The 14167-nt window shown below is 70.6% G+C and carries 13 protein-coding genes and 1 pseudogene; 5 read left to right on the plus strand and 9 right to left on the minus strand.

The window, feature by feature from the left end; all coding sequences use genetic code 11:
• Nucleotides 1-58: 58 nt before the first annotated feature.
• The 3 genes and pseudogenes from FF100_RS21765 to FF100_RS21775 form a co-directional block, all read right to left on the minus strand.
• A pseudogene (locus tag FF100_RS21765) lies at nt 59-931 on the minus strand (efflux RND transporter periplasmic adaptor subunit); the annotation flags it as partial.
• Nucleotides 932-942: 11 nt separating this feature from the next.
• Nucleotides 943-1137, minus strand: a complete 195-nt coding sequence (locus FF100_RS21770; protein ID WP_139037837.1) for a DUF1656 domain-containing protein — start codon at nt 1135-1137, stop codon at nt 943-945.
• Nucleotides 1127-3136, minus strand: coding sequence for an FUSC family protein (locus tag FF100_RS21775; protein WP_139037838.1), 2010 nt, complete (start codon nt 3134-3136; stop codon nt 1127-1129). Before FF100_RS21775 ends, FF100_RS21770 begins: the two co-directional genes overlap by 11 nt.
• 135 nt (nt 3137-3271) lie before the next feature.
• On the opposite strand from FF100_RS21775, the gene FF100_RS21780 reads away from it, so the two are divergent.
• Entirely contained in the window at nt 3272-4429 is a 1158-nt protein-coding gene (locus tag FF100_RS21780) for a zinc-binding dehydrogenase (RefSeq protein ID WP_139037839.1), read from the plus strand.
• A gap of 71 nt (nt 4430-4500) precedes the next feature.
• The gene (locus tag FF100_RS21785) at nt 4501-4914 is read left to right on the plus strand and encodes a DUF2147 domain-containing protein (RefSeq protein ID WP_139037840.1); all 414 of its coding nucleotides are present in this window, start codon (nt 4501-4503) and stop codon (nt 4912-4914) included.
• A gap of 65 nt (nt 4915-4979) precedes the next feature.
• On the opposite strand, the gene FF100_RS21790 is transcribed toward FF100_RS21785, so the two are convergent.
• Both FF100_RS21790 and FF100_RS21795 read right to left on the minus strand, forming a co-directional pair.
• Nucleotides 4980-5387 carry a DUF4345 domain-containing protein gene (locus FF100_RS21790; RefSeq protein ID WP_139037841.1) on the minus strand — a complete coding sequence of 136 codons (408 nt, stop codon included), beginning with the start codon at nt 5385-5387 and terminating at the stop codon, nt 4980-4982.
• Between the two features lie 67 nt (nt 5388-5454).
• Nucleotides 5455-5913: a MaoC family dehydratase gene (locus tag FF100_RS21795; RefSeq protein ID WP_139037842.1), complete on the minus strand. Its 459-nt coding sequence runs from the start codon at nt 5911-5913 to the stop codon at nt 5455-5457.
• A 127-nt stretch (nt 5914-6040) separates the two neighbouring features.
• Between FF100_RS21795 and FF100_RS21800 the strand changes: the two genes are divergently transcribed.
• Nucleotides 6041-7126, plus strand: coding sequence for an inositol-3-phosphate synthase (locus FF100_RS21800; protein WP_139037843.1), 1086 nt, complete (start codon nt 6041-6043; stop codon nt 7124-7126).
• A 210-nt stretch (nt 7127-7336) separates the two neighbouring features.
• On the opposite strand, the gene ung is transcribed toward FF100_RS21800, so the two are convergent.
• Together ung and FF100_RS21810 are read right to left on the minus strand one after the other, a co-directional pair.
• Nucleotides 7337-8059: a uracil-DNA glycosylase gene (ung, locus tag FF100_RS21805; RefSeq protein WP_139037844.1), complete on the minus strand. Its 723-nt coding sequence runs from the start codon at nt 8057-8059 to the stop codon at nt 7337-7339.
• 12 nt (nt 8060-8071) lie between these two features.
• Nucleotides 8072-9577 (minus strand): bifunctional metallophosphatase/5'-nucleotidase, encoded by a 1506-nt coding sequence (locus FF100_RS21810; RefSeq protein WP_139037845.1) that lies wholly within the window; start codon nt 9575-9577, stop codon nt 8072-8074.
• A gap of 206 nt (nt 9578-9783) precedes the next feature.
• Between FF100_RS21810 and hemH the strand changes: the two genes are divergently transcribed.
• Nucleotides 9784-10875, plus strand: a complete 1092-nt coding sequence (gene hemH, locus FF100_RS21815; protein ID WP_139037846.1) for a ferrochelatase — start codon at nt 9784-9786, stop codon at nt 10873-10875.
• A 58-nt stretch (nt 10876-10933) separates the two neighbouring features.
• Nucleotides 10934-11476 carry a methylated-DNA--[protein]-cysteine S-methyltransferase gene (locus FF100_RS21820; protein WP_139037847.1) on the plus strand — a complete coding sequence of 181 codons (543 nt, stop codon included), beginning with the start codon at nt 10934-10936 and terminating at the stop codon, nt 11474-11476.
• A gap of 594 nt (nt 11477-12070) precedes the next feature.
• Here the strand turns inward: FF100_RS21820 and groL are convergent.
• Together groL and groES are read right to left on the minus strand one after the other, a co-directional pair.
• Nucleotides 12071-13711 (minus strand): chaperonin GroEL, encoded by a 1641-nt coding sequence (gene groL / locus FF100_RS21825; RefSeq protein WP_139037848.1) that lies wholly within the window; start codon nt 13709-13711, stop codon nt 12071-12073.
• 106 nt (nt 13712-13817) lie between these two features.
• Nucleotides 13818-14105 (minus strand): co-chaperone GroES, encoded by a 288-nt coding sequence (gene groES, locus FF100_RS21830; protein WP_048433003.1) that lies wholly within the window; start codon nt 14103-14105, stop codon nt 13818-13820.
• Nucleotides 14106-14167: the final 62 nt, after the last annotated feature.

Genomic DNA, 14167 nt, shown 5'->3' on the forward strand with positions numbered 1-14167 from the left:
GCCGGTCGACGAAGGCGCTGAACACGTCGCGCAGGCGGTCGCCGGGCTGGGCGTAGGCGCCGACCGAGACCGTCGCGGTCATGCCGGCGACCAGAGCCACGTTCGGCGGCACCTGCTCGATGCGGATCCGCACCGGCACCCGCTGGGCAAGCCGCACCCAGGTATAGACCGGATCGACGCCGGGCAGTCCTTGCGTGCTCGCTGCGGCGTTCGACGTGCTGATGCCGCGGGTGATGCTGTCGACCCGGCCGCGGATCGGCTCGGCATAGCCCATCAGCGCGGCGCTCGCCGGGTCGCCGACCCGGATGTGGCCCATCTTGGTCTCCTCGAAATAGCCGTCGATCCAGTACGAATCGGCGTCGATGACCGAGGCGTTGCGGGTGCCGGCGCTGGCATAGTCGCCGACGCGCAGGAGCAGGTTGGTGACGTAGCCGTTGACCGGGCTGCGCACCTCCGTGCGCTTCAGGTTGATCTCCGCCTGCGCGGCCTGGGCCTGGGCCTGGGCGAAGGCGGCCTCCGCCTGCTTGGCGGTACCGGCGAATTGCTGCTTCTCCTCGATCGAGGTCGAGACCGTCGTCAGCGCCTCGCGCCGCGCGGCTTGCGCGCGCTTGACCTGGAGGTCGGCGGCCCGGTTCTCGACATCGGCCTTGGCCGAATCGAGCGCGACCTTGAAGTCGAACGGGTCGATCACGTAGAGCACGTCGCCCTTCTGGACGAACTGGTTGTCGACCACGCGCAACTCGGTGATCTGGCCGGAGACCTGGGGGGCGATGCTCGCGACCTGGACCCGCACCCGCCCGTCCCGGGTCCAGGGCGCGGTGACGTAGTATTGCCAGACGATCAGGGCCGCGGCGGCGGCGAGTAACAGCACCACCAGCGTGGCCAGGATGCGCAAGAGGCGCCGTCCCCGGGTCGTCCGCTTGACCGCCACCGATCCTCTCCTCACACCAGCACGATCAAGAGCGCCAGGATACACACGTAGATGCCCGCCTCGGCGAGCGGCGGGTTGGCAAAGACGCGCTCGAACCGGATGAGGCGCAGGAGCGGCCGCAACAGCAGCAGGATCGCCAGGGCGGCCATGGCATAGGCGACGAAGGGAGAGACCAGCACCCCGCCGATCGTCAGCTCATGAAACATCGCCAGCCCGCGTCCCGGCCCGCCACAGGCCGAGGCGCCGCAGCACCCGGCCCTGACCCTCGACGACATAGGACGCGGTGGTGAGGTCGGCCACAACGCGGGTGGCGGTGCGGCGCGATTCCGCCGGGCCCGAGCGGGCGGCGGCCAGCAGGGCGGTGCCCGCCCGGCGCAGCGCCTCGCCGTCAGCCCCCCGCAGGGCGGCGCGGGCCGCCCGCACGGCGCCGTCATAGGCCGGCGCCCCGGCGAGCCGGTTCAGGCCGGCCTGCGCCCCGGCCGCGGCGGTGTCGAGGGCGGCGAGGGCGAAGGCGTGGCGCAGGGTGGCGCGGCGGACCGCGCCCGCGGTCCCGGCCCAGCCGGCGAACTGCACCACGCGGTCGGCGTCGAGGTTGACCCGCTCGTCGGCCTCCTGCGGCTCGCCCGACAGGGCGTCGATCACGTCGGCCCGGGCCGCTTGCAGCGACCAGCGCCGGCGCTGGGCGTTCGAGGTCGGCAGCACGATCCGGATCACCAGGAACAGGATCAGCCCGGCGACGCAGAACAGCACGCTCGAGGTGATGTAGGATTCCGGGTTGTAGGGCTGCGGGTTCGCCGGCGCGAGGACGACAGGGAAGAACACCAGCAGGATGAAGCCGAGGCTCGCGGTGGCGGGCCGCAGGCTGAGCAGGCAGGCGACGACGATCACCGGCGCCATCGCGATCGCGAGCAGCGGGAAGCCCTGGCCGCCGTCGAGCACGATGAACTCGACGATGCCGGCGCAGGCCGCGGCGAGCGGCATCCCCCAGAGCGCGCCCGTCGCGAAGCCGACCGGGTTCGGGTTGACCGAGGCGAGCGCCGCGAAGGCCGAGACCTGGAGCAGAGCCGCCGAGGTGGCGGGCCAGCCGCTCAGCACGAACAGAGCCGCGCTGATCGCGATCGTGATCACGACCCGGGCGGCGTTGCGCATCGCGTCCGGAAAGTCGCGGTGCACCGGCAGGCGCATGTCCCGCACCGGTTCGCGTCCGGTCTCCAGGGCATCGATGCCGTCCTCGGCGAGCCGGTCCTGACGCAGGAGGTCGATGGCGCGGCGGTGCAGCAGCACCGCATCGGGATCGGCGTCGCCGCTCGCCGCGAGGGCGTCGAGGCGGGCGACCAAGCCGGGCAGGGCGTCGCGGTCGCCATCGAGCCCGGCGAGCACCGTGGCGCGCACGGTCTCCGGGTCGCCCGAACGCGCGACGGCGAGCGCGAAGGAGCGGGCCGCGGCCACCGATGCGAACAGCGCCGCCACCGCGCTGCGTGCGCCCGCCGCCCGGTTCTCGCCGTCGTGGAACTCCGTCGCCACCACGCCGATCGCCTCGCGCGGGGCCGCCACCAGGCGCATCGTGTCGGCGGCGCTCTCGGGCCCCGGATCGCCCTCGCGCACGGCGCGGCGGACGAAGTCGCGCACCGCGTCGCGGGCCTTTGCCATGCCGGCGCTGAGGTCGGGGAACACGTAAGGGGCGCCGAGCGCGTCGTTGATGAAGGTGATCGACACGATCCCGAGCGTGATCGCGGCGACGCGGGCGACGCCGCTCTCGAACACCGATTGCGGCGCGTCGATGTTGTTGATCGCGATGATCGCCACCGTGTAGCCCGACAGCATGGCGCCGTAGGCCTTGGTGCCCTGCAGGTAGTTGGCGACGAAGACGCAGAGCCCCATCCAGAGCGCGAAGGCGACCAGCATCTCGACCCGGTCCTGCCCGAACAACGCGGTGAACAGGATCGCGACCGCGAAGCCGACCAGCGTGCCGAGGAAGCGGTAGGCCGCCTTCGACAGAGCCTGGCCGCGCCGCGGCTGGGCGAGGATCGCCACCGTGACGGCGGCCGAGGAGGCGCTCTCGAGCTGGAGCCAGAACCCGGCATAGAGCGCCAGCATCATGGCGAGCCAGATCCGTACGGCGTAGGCCCAGGAGGAGAGCGGCGGCGGCGCGAGGCGGTCGAGGACGGCATCGATCCAGCCCCGGCCAGCCGTCACCTCCGCCATCGTGCGCCTCCGCGGTCGATCGCGCCCGATTGGGATGCACAATTCGAATTCAGTGCTAGGCTGGGGCGAGCCGGGCGGAACGCATCCGGCCCGCGGCCGCGCGCCGCGCCAGAACAGCCAGCCGAGGAAGCGCCGATGAGCAAGCCAGAGATCCGCGTCGCGACGTTCGCGGGCCCCGGGGCGGAACCCGTCATCCAATCGGTGCCCTGGCCGAAGGTTCCGCGCAAGGCCGCGCTGATCAAGGTCGGCGCCTGCGGCGTCTGCGGCACCGACCAGCACATCCTCAAGGGCCATTGGCCCAAGCCCCTGCCGTGGCCGTTCACGCTCGGCCACGAGATCGGCGGCGTCATCGTCGAGAAGGGCGACGAGTTCACCGCCGACTTCATGGAGAAGCCGCTCCAGGTCGGCTCGAAGGTGATGATCCCGCCGCTGATGCCGTGCGGGCATTGCTATTACTGCGTCCACTACCCCGAGCAGGCCAACAAGTGCCTGACCCCGGTCTATTACGGGCGCTATCTCGGCTTCGACAAGGCGCCGCACCTGTGGGGCGGCTGGGCCGAGTACGTCTATGTCGACCTCGAGATGCTGCCGGGCACCAAGGTCTATAAACTGCCCGACGACATGTCGTTGCGCCTGGGCGCGCTCTCCGAGCCCCTGACCTCCTGCATCCGCGCCTTCAACCGGGCGACGCGGGCCGGCGGGTTCAAGTGGGGCGACACGGTGGTGATCCAGGGCTCGGGTCCCATCGGCATCCTGGCGGTGGCGGCGGCCCAGGAGATGGGCGCCGGCCGGGTGATCTGCGTCGGCGCGCCGGAGGAGCCGCGCCTCGCGCTCGCCCGCAAGTTCGGCGCCGAGGCCACCGTCGACATCACCAAGGTGACGACGCCCGAGGCCCGCATCGCCGCGGTGCGCGAGATCGTCGGCGGCTTCGGCGCCGACCTCGTCATGGATTGCTCGGGCCACCCGACCGCCGGGCCGGAGGGCATCGAGTTCCTGCGCGACGGCGGCACCTATGTCGAGATGGGCCAGTTCACCGATGCGGGGAAGATCGAGACCTCCTGGCATCGGATCTGCTCCAAGGACCTGAACGTGCTCGGCTCCTGGGCCTTCACCGGCAACGACCTGCCGCTCGGCGTCGACATGCTCTACCGCGCCCGGGACAAGTACCCGTGGCTCGAGATGCAGACGGTCTATCCGTTCACGCAGGAAGGCGTGTCGCAGGCTGTCGCCGACGCGATGGCGATGAGGACGGTGAAATCGACCATCGTGCCGTTCCCGGAACTCGTTGCCTGAGCCGATGGCGGGATCGGCGCGAAGGCGCTAGGCCGGAGGCTGTCGATTCGTCTGTCCGGAGCCCGCCCCCTTTGCGACCCGTGATCCTCGCCGCCCTGTTCCTCGCCTGCGCGCCGGCCCTGGCCCATGCGCAGGCGGGTCCCCAGCCCACCGGAACCTGGCTCACTCCCGGGGGTGATTCGCAGATTCGCATCGTCCGATGCGGCGCCGGCTATTGCGGCACCATCGCCAAGGTGCTGGCCGGCGAGACCAAGGACGTGAACAACCCGGATGCCGCCTTGCGCAGCCGCAGCCTCGTCGGCGTGGCGCTGAGCCGCGACATGCGGCCGTCCGGCGACGGCTGGGAGGGCTCGCTCTACAATTTCCGCGACGGCAAGACCTATTCGGGCAAGCTCGCCATGAAGGGGCCGAACGTGCTCGAACTGTCGGGCTGCGTGCTCGGCGGATTGATCTGCAAGAAGCAGTTGTGGACGCGGGTGGACTGACCGGCGCGGCGCAATCGAACCCTCCCCCTCTGCGGGGGAGGGATCCGGCGCAGCCTGCATCCCGCCTACAGCACCACCGCCCCCGCCCGGTTCGCCACCCGCATCTGCCACAGGCACAGGAGCGGCGTGACCACCAGCTCCATGCCGAGGGCCGCCAGCATGGTCAGCGACGGCACCCCGGTCAGCCACAGCCCGAGGAGCCGGGCGAGGCCGCCCAGCAGCACCACCATCGTCAGGAACCGGAACAGCGAGGCCTTGGTCTCGATCCCCGGGATGGTCGACCAGAACAGCAGGCCGATCCCGAGCAGCAGGCCCGACAGATAGCGGAAATGGCTGTCGGTCGAGACGTCGAAGGCGCCGCCGCCGAGGCCGGCCTGACCGAACAGCACGCCGTAGAGCCCGCCCAGCACCGGCACGAGCCCCGCCAGGGCTACCACGCGCTGAAGCGCCCGCCGTTCCGTCTCGAAGGTCATACTGCCTCGTTCCCTGGAAAAATTGCCCTGGCATTCCGCCCCGACAATCCGCCAGAGGGGGCCGGGTTCACCAATGGTGCAGCACTACCGCCTCGGCGAGGCATGCCGGCTTCTCGCCGCCCTCGATCTCCACCGTCACCCCGTAGGTGGTGCGCAGGCCCCGCGGCGGCACGTCGAGGCCGGAGGCCACCCGCACCCGGCCGCGCAGGCGCGCATTCACCACCACCGGCGCCGGGAAGCGCACCCGCTCGAGCCCGTAATTCAGGCTGAGGCGCAGGCCGTCGAGGCGGCGCACCCCGGAGATGAAGCGCGGCACCAGCGACAGGGTGAGGTAGCCGTGCGCCACCGTGGCGCCGTAGGGCGATTCGCGCGCGGCGCGCTCGGGGTCGACATGGATCCACTGGTGATCGCCGGTCGCCTCGGCGAAGCGGTCGATCATCGCCTGGTCGACGGTGATCCACTCGCCGAGGCCGATCTCCTGTCCGATCGCGGCCTTCAGGGCCTCCGGCCCGTCGAAGATGTGCATGCGTCTCCTCCCTTGCACCGCCACCTTAGGCCGGCGCTGCCGCGACGGCCACGCTCGATCGGGGATCGATACTCCGCGGGAGTGTTCTACTTAGACATGGAGAGTACCGGTCGAGGGAGCGTGAGCAGTGGGCCAGAAGAGCGTGCGGGTCGCGATCGCGGGCGTCGGCAACTGCGCCTCCTCCTTCGTGCAGGGCCTGACCTATTACCGCGAGGCCGGCCCCGGGGACGCGGTGCCAGGCCTGATGAGCCCCGATCTCGGCGGCTACCGGGTGGCCGACGTGAGCGTGGTGGCGGCCTTCGACGTGGCGGAGGCCAAGGTCGGCCGCGACCTCGCCGAGGCGATCCTGGCCGCGCCCAACAATACCGCCTGCTTCGCCGACGTGGCGCCGACGGGCGTCGCGGTGGAGCGCGGCCCGACCCTCGACGGGCTTGGCCGCTACCTCACGGCGATCGTGCCGGAATCGCCCGCGCGGCCGGTCGACGTCGCCGCGTCCCTGCGGCGCTCCGGTGCCGAGGTGCTGGTCTCCTACCTGCCGGTCGGCTCGCAAGCCGCCACCGAGTTCTACGCGGAAGCCGCGCTGGCGGCTGGCTGCGCCTTCGTCAACTGCATCCCGGTCTTCATCGCCTCGCATCCGGAATGGCGCCAGCGCTTCGCCGCGGCGGGGCTGCCGCTCATCGGCGACGACATCAAGAGCCAGGTCGGCGCCACCATCGTCCACCGGGCGCTGGCCCACCTGTTCCGCGAGCGCGGCGTGACGCTGGAGCGGACCTACCAGCTGAATTTCGGCGGCAACGCCGATTTCCGCAACATGCTGGAGCGCGAGCGACTCGAATCGAAGAAGATCTCGAAGACCCAATCGGTGCAGAGCCAGCTCGAAACGGCGCTGCCGCCGGACGACATCCACGTGGGACCCAGCGACTACGTGCCGTGGCTGAGCGACCGCAAATGGGCGCATATCCGGCTGGAAGGCACGGCGTTCGGCGGCGTGCCGCTGAACCTCGAACTGAAGCTGGAGGTGTGGGACTCGCCGAACTCGGCCGGCATCGTCATCGACGCGGTGCGCTGCGCGGCCCTGGCGCGGGACCGCGGCATCGCCGGGGCGCTGATCGGCCCCTCGGCCTGGCTGATGAAGTCGCCGCCGGAGCAGTTCACCGACGAGGAGGCGCATCGCCGGACGCTGGCCTTCGTGGCGGGCGAGGGGACGACCTAGACCCACATCCGTTCGTATCCCGTCGCCTTTCCCAGACGAGTGCAGCGTGAGCGGGAGGAGATCCGGGACCCAGCACAAGACGTCGCGAGGCGACTGCTCCTCTGCAGCGGCGCACCATACGGAGCCGCTTTGAGGCGAATCTGACGTCCAGATCCCGGATCTCCCTCCCCGTCGGTTCGGTCGTCCGGGAAGGGGCATTGCGGGAAACGGTCAAGCGGTGTCCAGCGGTTGATCCAACCGCCAGTCGATCGGCTCCAGCCCCTTCTCCTCCAGCCAGGCATTCGCCTGCCCGAACGGCCGGCTGCCGCGAAAATCCGCCCTGCGGTTGAGCGGCGAGGGGTGGCCGGCCTCCAGCACGAGGTGCTTGCTCGCGTCGATCAGCGCCGCCCGCTGGCGGGCCGGCGCCCCCCAGAGCAGGAAGGCCACCGCCGGGCGCTCGACCGAGACCGCCGACACCGCCTGGTCCGTCAGCGCCGACCAGCCGAGCTTCATGTGCGCGCCGGACTTGCCCGCCTCGACGGTCAGCGCCGCGTTCAGGAGCAGCACGCCCTGGCGCGCCCACGGGCTGAGGTCGCCGGATGTCGGCACGTCGGTGCCGGTCTCCTCCGCCATCTCGGCCAGGATCACCTTCAGCGAGGCCGGCAGCCGGCGCCCGCCGACATACGAGAAGGCGAGGCCGTGGGCGTCGCCCGGGGTCGGGTAGGGGTCCTGGCCGAGGATCACCGCCCGCACCGCGTCGAGCGGCGTCAGCGCGAGCGCGTTGAAGATGTTCTCCGGCGCCGGCAGCACCCGGGCGCCAGCCTCCCGGCGGGCATCGACCGCCGCCGCGACATGCTCGGCATTGCCGTCCTGGAAGAACGGCAGGGACAGCCACGGGGAGCCGGTGGCACGGAAGCGGGCGAGGGCGCCCGCCACGGAATCGTCTGTCGGCATCGGGCCTCAGTGTCAGTGGATCGTCAGTCGCCCCGTCGCGATGGTCAGAGGCGCGTGGGCGCGGATGTAGGACATCACCACGTTGGCGACGAGCGTGCCGTCGGTCGCGCCGACCACGGTCTTGCCGTCGGCCAGCATCCCGTAATCGTTGCCGCCGGCGAGCATGAAGTTGTTGGCCGCCACGCTGTAGGTGCGGCCCAGATCGAGGGGGGCGTCGCCGACGCGGACCGAGGCGACCCGCTTGCCGACCGGCGCAGCCGCATCGACCGTGACGGTGATCCCCGACACCTGCGGGAAGCGGCCGGCGGAGCGGCCGAGCTCGGAAAACCCGTTCTCCAGGGCGGCCAGCACCTGGGCGCCGGTGACCTTCACCAGCACCGAGGTGTTGCCGAAGGGCAGTTCGGTCAGCACGTCGCGGCGGGTCAGGTCGCTGTCGGCCGGATAGGTCCGGTTGCCGCGGATGCCGCCGCCGTTCATCAGGCCGATCTCGGCCCCGGCGGCATGGCGCAGGGCGTCGGCGACGAGGTCGCCGAAGGCGGCCTCGCCCCGGCGTACCGTCTCGATGCGGGTGTCGAGGGCGTTGGTCACCCGGCCGAGCGGCACGTCGAGCTCGCGGGCAAGCTCCGCCTCCTGGCGCTGCACCACCGTCAGCACCTCCGGGTCGGGCTCGATCTCGGCGGTGTCATGGATGCGGAAGGCGGCGGTCCAGGTCAGGCCTGCGCCGCTGCCCTCCGCCTTCACGTCGATGGCGGTGACGTATTCGGCATCGTGGCCCGATTCGGCGAAGACCGTGCGGCCGTCGTAGCGCAGAGCCAGGTCGTGGTCGTGGCCGGACAGCACGATGTCGGCGTGGCGGCTCGCCACCAGGGCGTCGTCGGTCGCCCGGTCGGTGTGGGTGACGACCAGCACCATCTCGGCGCCGGCCGCCCGCAACGCCGCCGCCTCGCGGGCGAGCGTCGCGACCGCGGGGCCGAAGCTCCAATCCCCCGATTGCGACTTCGCCGGGGTCTCGGGCAGCGCGAGGCCGACCACGCCGAGCCTGATCCCGCCGATGGTCAGGATCGTGGAGTCGCTCGTCCCCGGGACCGGCGTGCCGTCGACCCGGCGCAGGTTGGCGGCGAAGACCGGGAAGGTCGCGGCCCGCATCCGCTCCAGGTAGACCGCCTGGCCGAAATCGAACTCGTGGTTGCCCGGCACGAACACGTCGGGCTTGATCAGGTTGGTGAGCTCGATGATGTGCCGGCCCTTGTCGATCCCCGACATCAGCGAGGGCGAGAGCGTGTCGCCGGCATGGCAGACCAGGACCGGGCGGCCTTTCGCCCGCTCCGCCTTGACCACCGCCGCGAGCTTCGGAAAGCCGCCGCGGCCGTCGACCGCCCCCATCCGGTAGATGTCGTTGACGAGGACGAGCGTGAAGTCGACGTCCGGTCCCCGCGCGGCGGCCGGCCCGCCGGCGAATCCCGCAAGGCCGGCCCCGAGGCCGAGGGCGAGGGTCTGGCGGCGGCTGGGCGAGGTCATGCGGGGCTCCAAGCGGGCTGAGGATGCCCGCGACGGGTATGTCTCACGGTGATCTTGACCGTTGGATGTCGCCCGCGCACCGCGGTGCAGCGTCACGACGCGTTGGTTCGGGCGATCGTTGCGCTATGTAATCCGCGACCCGACGCGAAGACAGACGGGCCCGGCGCGCCATTCTCCGGGCCCCCAGAAGAGCAGACCGCACGACCATGAACGAGGTGACCCCGAACGCCGCGCTCGCCCGCGGCGCCACCCCCGTCGCCCAGGCTACCGCAGGGCAAGCGGGCGCTCTCCCGGCCGGCCACCCGGCCGTGCGCTGGGGCCGGGTCGGTGTGCTCCTGATGAATCTCGGCACCCCCGAGGGCACGAGCTACTGGCCGATGCGCCGCTACCTCAAGGAGTTCCTGTCCGACCGGCGGGTGATCGAGGTGCCGCGCGCGATCTGGTGGCCGCTCCTCAACCTCGTCATCCTGACCAAGCGCCCAGGCCCGAAGGGGCGCGACTACGCCTCGGTCTGGAACACCGAGAGGGACGAGGGCCCGCTCAAGACCATCACCCGCGGCCAGGCCGAGAAGCTGCAGGCGGCGATGGGGGACAAGGTCGTGGTGGATTGGGCGATGCGCTACGGCAAGCCCGAGGTGGACCAGCGCATCCAGGCCCTGCTCGACCAGGGCTGCGACCGCATCCTGCTGGTGCCGCTCTACCCGCAATACGCCGCCGCGACCTCGGCCACCGCCTGCGACCAGGCGTTCCGCGCGCTGATGAAGATGCGCTGGCAGCCGACCGTGCGGGTGTCGCCGCCCTACCACGACGACCCGGTCTACATCGAGGCGGTGGCGAGCGCGATCCGCCGCGACCTCGCCGCCCTCGACTTCGAGCCCGAGGTGATCCTGACCTCGTTCCACGGCGTGCCGAAATCGTACCTGATGAAGGGCGATCCCTATCACTGCCAGTGCGTGAAGACCGGCCGCCTGATCCGCGAGGCGCTCGGCTACTCGCCGGAGCGGATGCGGACGACCTTCCAGTCGCGCTTCGGCAACGAGGAATGGCTGAAGCCCTATACCGACGAGACCGTGAAGGAGCTGGCGGCGCAAGGCGTGAAGCGCCTCGCCATCGTGGCGCCGGGCTTCACCGCCGACTGCCTCGAGACGCTCGAAGAACTCGACGGCGAGAACCGGCACTATTTCGAGGAGGGCGGCGGCACCCATTTCGCCTACCTGCCGTGCCTCAACGATGGCCCGGAGGGCATGCAGGTGATCGAGCACGTCGTCGCCCGCGAGCTGAAGGGCTGGATCGACTGAGCGGTGGACGGGCCGCCGCCTCCGTCGCGGCGGCCCTGCGCTCGGGATAAGCTCGGGCATGACCACGACCTTCCTCCTGGGTAGCCTGCCGACCCCGATCGGCACGATGCTGCTGGTCTTCGACGAGGACGCCGCCTTGCGCGCCCTCGACTGGTCGGACCACGAGGCGCGGATGCGGCGCCTGCTGCGGCTGCATTACGGCACCGCCTTCGCCCTGAACGAGGTTGCCCCGCCGCCCGCGCTCGCCGCGCCGATCGCGGCCTATTTCGCCGGCGATCTCCGGGCGATCGATGGGCTGTCGGTACGCACCAACGGCACCGTCTTCCAGCGCGAGGTCTGGGCTGCGCTCCGGGCCATCCCGGCCGGCACCACCGTGAGCTACGGCGCCCTGGCGCAGCGGCTGGGCCGCGACAAGGCGGTGCGGGCGGTCGGGCTCGCCAACGGCGCCAACCCCGTCGGCCTCGTGGTGCCGTGCCACCGGGTGATCGGGGCCAATGACAGCCTCACCGGCTATGGCGGCGGGCTTCACCGCAAGCAGTGGCTCCTGGCGCATGAGGGCGTGACGCTCGGGGGGCGGCAGGGGAGGCTGGATCTGGGGTGAGGCGGATTCATCCTCGACGTGCCGCGCGACAGATGTGCCGTCTCCCTAAACTCTGATCGACTCGCACAGGATGAGGTTGCGGGTGGGGGCGGGTCTCGCCGGGCGGTCCATCCGGCTCGATGTCGCCCGCGAAGAGGGCTGGCGGCACCTCGCGGACCTCGTCCCGACCGCGGACGGCGTGGTGAACAAGGCCGGCCTCACCGGCGTCGAGACCGGGCCGGTCGCTCACCGACCCCGACCATGCGAGCCTGGCGGATTGGCAGGCGGTCCACCGGCTCGATCGTCAACTGCCGGGGGAGGGGTCCGGGCGCGAGGCGCGGATGGCGGCCCTGGTGGCGGATACCCCAGTCAAGCGCTGCGGGACGCCGAACGAGGCCGCGTCCATGACCGGGGCGGAACTCGGCCGGGGTGGCGACCTGCCGGCGGGCTCGGCGGCGACCCCCGACCGATCAACTCTGTCCGACGAGATCGTCTCGTCCGTGAGGTCATCGAGACCGAAGGACCGGAGAGTGATTCGCGCCGGCCCGCGCCCAACGGAAAAGGGGCCGCCTTGCGGCGACCCCCTTCCGTCTCTCGGGACTGAGTGACCTGGACTTAGAAGTCCATGCCGCCCATGCCGCCGCCCGGCATCGCCGGAGCCGCGGACTCCTTCTTCGGAGCGTCGGCGACCATCGCCTCGGTCGTCACGAGCAGGCCGGCCACCGAGGCGGCGTCCTGCAGCGCGGTGCGCACGACCTTGGCCGGGTCGACGATGCCGGCCTGGATCATGTCGACGTACTCTTCGGTCTGGGCGTTGAAGCCGTAGGTCTCCGAGTCGCCCTTGTCGCCGATCTTGCCGACCACGATCGAGCCCTCGACGCCGGCATTGCTGGCGATCTGGCGGATCGGGGCCTCAAGGGCCTTCAGGACGATCTTGATGCCGGCCTGGACGTCGGCGTTGTCGCTCGACAGGGCCGCCACGGCCTTCTTGGCGCGCAGGAGCGCGGTGCCGCCGCCGGGAACGATGCCTTCCTCGACCGCCGCGCGGGTGGCGTGGAGGGCGTCGTCGACGCGGTCCTTCTTCTCCTTGACCTCGACCTCGGTCGCGCCGCCGACGCGGATCACCGCGACGCCGCCCGCGAGCTTGGCCAGACGCTCCTGGAGCTTCTCGCGGTCGTAGTCCGAGGTGGTCTCCTCGATCTGCGCCTTGATCTGCTGGACGCGGGCCTCGATGTCCGACTTCTCGCCGGCGCCGTCGATGATCGTGGTGTTCTCCTTCTCGATGCGGATCCGCTTGGCGCGGCCGAGCATCGGGAGGGTCACGTTCTCGAGCTTGATGCCGAGGTCCTCGGCGATCATCTGACCGGAGGTCAGGATCGCGATGTCCTCGAGCATGGCCTTGCGGCGGTCACCGAAGCCCGGCGCCTTCACGGCCGCGACCTTCAGGCCGCCGCGCAGCTTGTTGACCACCAGGGTGGCCAGGGCCTCGCCCTCGATGTCCTCGGCGACGATGACCAGCGGCTTGCCGGTCTGGACGACGGCCTCGAGCACCGGCAGCATCGCCTGGAGCGACGACAGCTTCTTCTCGTGGATGAGGATGTAGGGGTCCTCAAGCTCGGCGATCATCTTCTCCGCATTCGTGATGAAGTACGGGGAGAGGTAGCCGCGGTCGAACTGCATGCCCTCGACGACGTCGAGCTCGGTCTCGGCGGTCTTCGCCTCCTCGACCGTGATCACGCCCTCGTTGCCGACCTTCTGCATGGCATGGGCGATCATCTCGCCGATGTCCTTGTCGCCGTTGGCCGAGATCGTGCCGACCTGGGCGATCTCCTCCGAGGCCGACACCTTCTTGGCGCGGCTCTGGATGTCCTTCACGGCAGCCTGAGTGGCGAGGTCGATGCCGCGCTTCAGGTCCATCGGGTTCATGCCGGCGGCGACGTACTTGGCGCCCTCGCGGACGATCGCCTGGGCCAGCACGGTGGCGGTGGTGGTGCCGTCACCCGCGATGTCGTTGGTCTTCGAGGCCACTTCGCGCACCATCTGGGCGCCCATGTTCTCGAACTTGTCGGCGAGCTCGATCTCCTTGGCGACGGTCACGCCGTCCTTGGTGATCCGCGGGGCGCCGAAGCTCTTCTCGATCACGACGTTGCGGCCCTTCGGGCCGAGCGTGACCTTCACCGCATCCGCCAGGATGTCGACGCCGCGCAGCATCTTCTCGCGGGCGTCGGAGGCGAAACGAACGTCTTTCGCTGCCATGGTGATTCCTCTTTCGTGAATCGGTGTTGCGGGGCAAACCCTCCGGCGTCAGCTCCCGGTATGGGGCGCCGCCGTCAGGCTTCAGGACTGATCAGGGGGTGACGATTTACGCCAGCACGCCCATGATGTCGGACTCCTTCATGATGAGGAGGTCCTTGCCGTCGATCTTGACCTCGGTGCCCGACCACTTGCCGAACAGGACGCGGTCGCCGGCCTTGACGTCGAGGGGGTTCAGCTTGCCGGACTCGTCGCGGGCGCCGGGGCCGACGGCGACGATCTCGCCCTCTTGCGGCTTCTCCTTGGCGGTGTCCGGGATGATGATGCCGCCCTTGGTCTTCTCCTCGCTCTCGATGCGACGGACGACGACACGGTCGTGCAGCGGACGGAATTGCATGTGCTGCCCTCTTGCTTCGCAGAACGCATTGCGGTTGGTGCTGGCGCCGAAGCCGCCTTCCA

The sequence above is a fragment of the Methylobacterium terricola genome (genome assembly GCF_006151805.1).
GTDB lineage: Bacteria > Pseudomonadota > Alphaproteobacteria > Rhizobiales > Beijerinckiaceae > Methylobacterium > Methylobacterium terricola.

Bases quoted from the DNA above. Each gene is read 5' to 3' on its own strand.
- FF100_RS21775 (WP_139037838.1), bottom strand. From the start codon at position 3,136: ATGGCGGAGGTGACGGCTGGCCGGGGCTGGATCGATGCCGTCCTCGAC.
- FF100_RS21770 (WP_139037837.1), bottom strand. From the start codon at position 1,137: ATGTTTCATGAGCTGACGATCGGCGGGGTGCTGGTCTCTCCCTTCGTC.
- FF100_RS21810 (WP_139037845.1), bottom strand. From the start codon at position 9,577: ATGACCTCGCCCAGCCGCCGCCAGACCCTCGCCCTCGGCCTCGGGGCC.
- hemH (WP_139037846.1), top strand. From the start codon at position 9,784: ATGAACGAGGTGACCCCGAACGCCGCGCTCGCCCGCGGCGCCACCCCC.
- ung (WP_139037844.1), bottom strand. From the start codon at position 8,059: ATGCCGACAGACGATTCCGTGGCGGGCGCCCTCGCCCGCTTCCGTGCC.
- groES (WP_048433003.1), bottom strand. From the start codon at position 14,105: ATGCAATTCCGTCCGCTGCACGACCGTGTCGTCGTCCGTCGCATCGAG.
- FF100_RS21790 (WP_139037841.1), bottom strand. From the start codon at position 5,387: ATGACCTTCGAGACGGAACGGCGGGCGCTTCAGCGCGTGGTAGCCCTG.
- groL (WP_139037848.1), bottom strand. From the start codon at position 13,711: ATGGCAGCGAAAGACGTTCGTTTCGCCTCCGACGCCCGCGAGAAGATG.
- FF100_RS21780 (WP_139037839.1), top strand. From the start codon at position 3,272: ATGAGCAAGCCAGAGATCCGCGTCGCGACGTTCGCGGGCCCCGGGGCG.
- FF100_RS21795 (WP_139037842.1), bottom strand. From the start codon at position 5,913: ATGCACATCTTCGACGGGCCGGAGGCCCTGAAGGCCGCGATCGGACAG.
- FF100_RS21820 (WP_139037847.1), top strand. From the start codon at position 10,934: ATGACCACGACCTTCCTCCTGGGTAGCCTGCCGACCCCGATCGGCACG.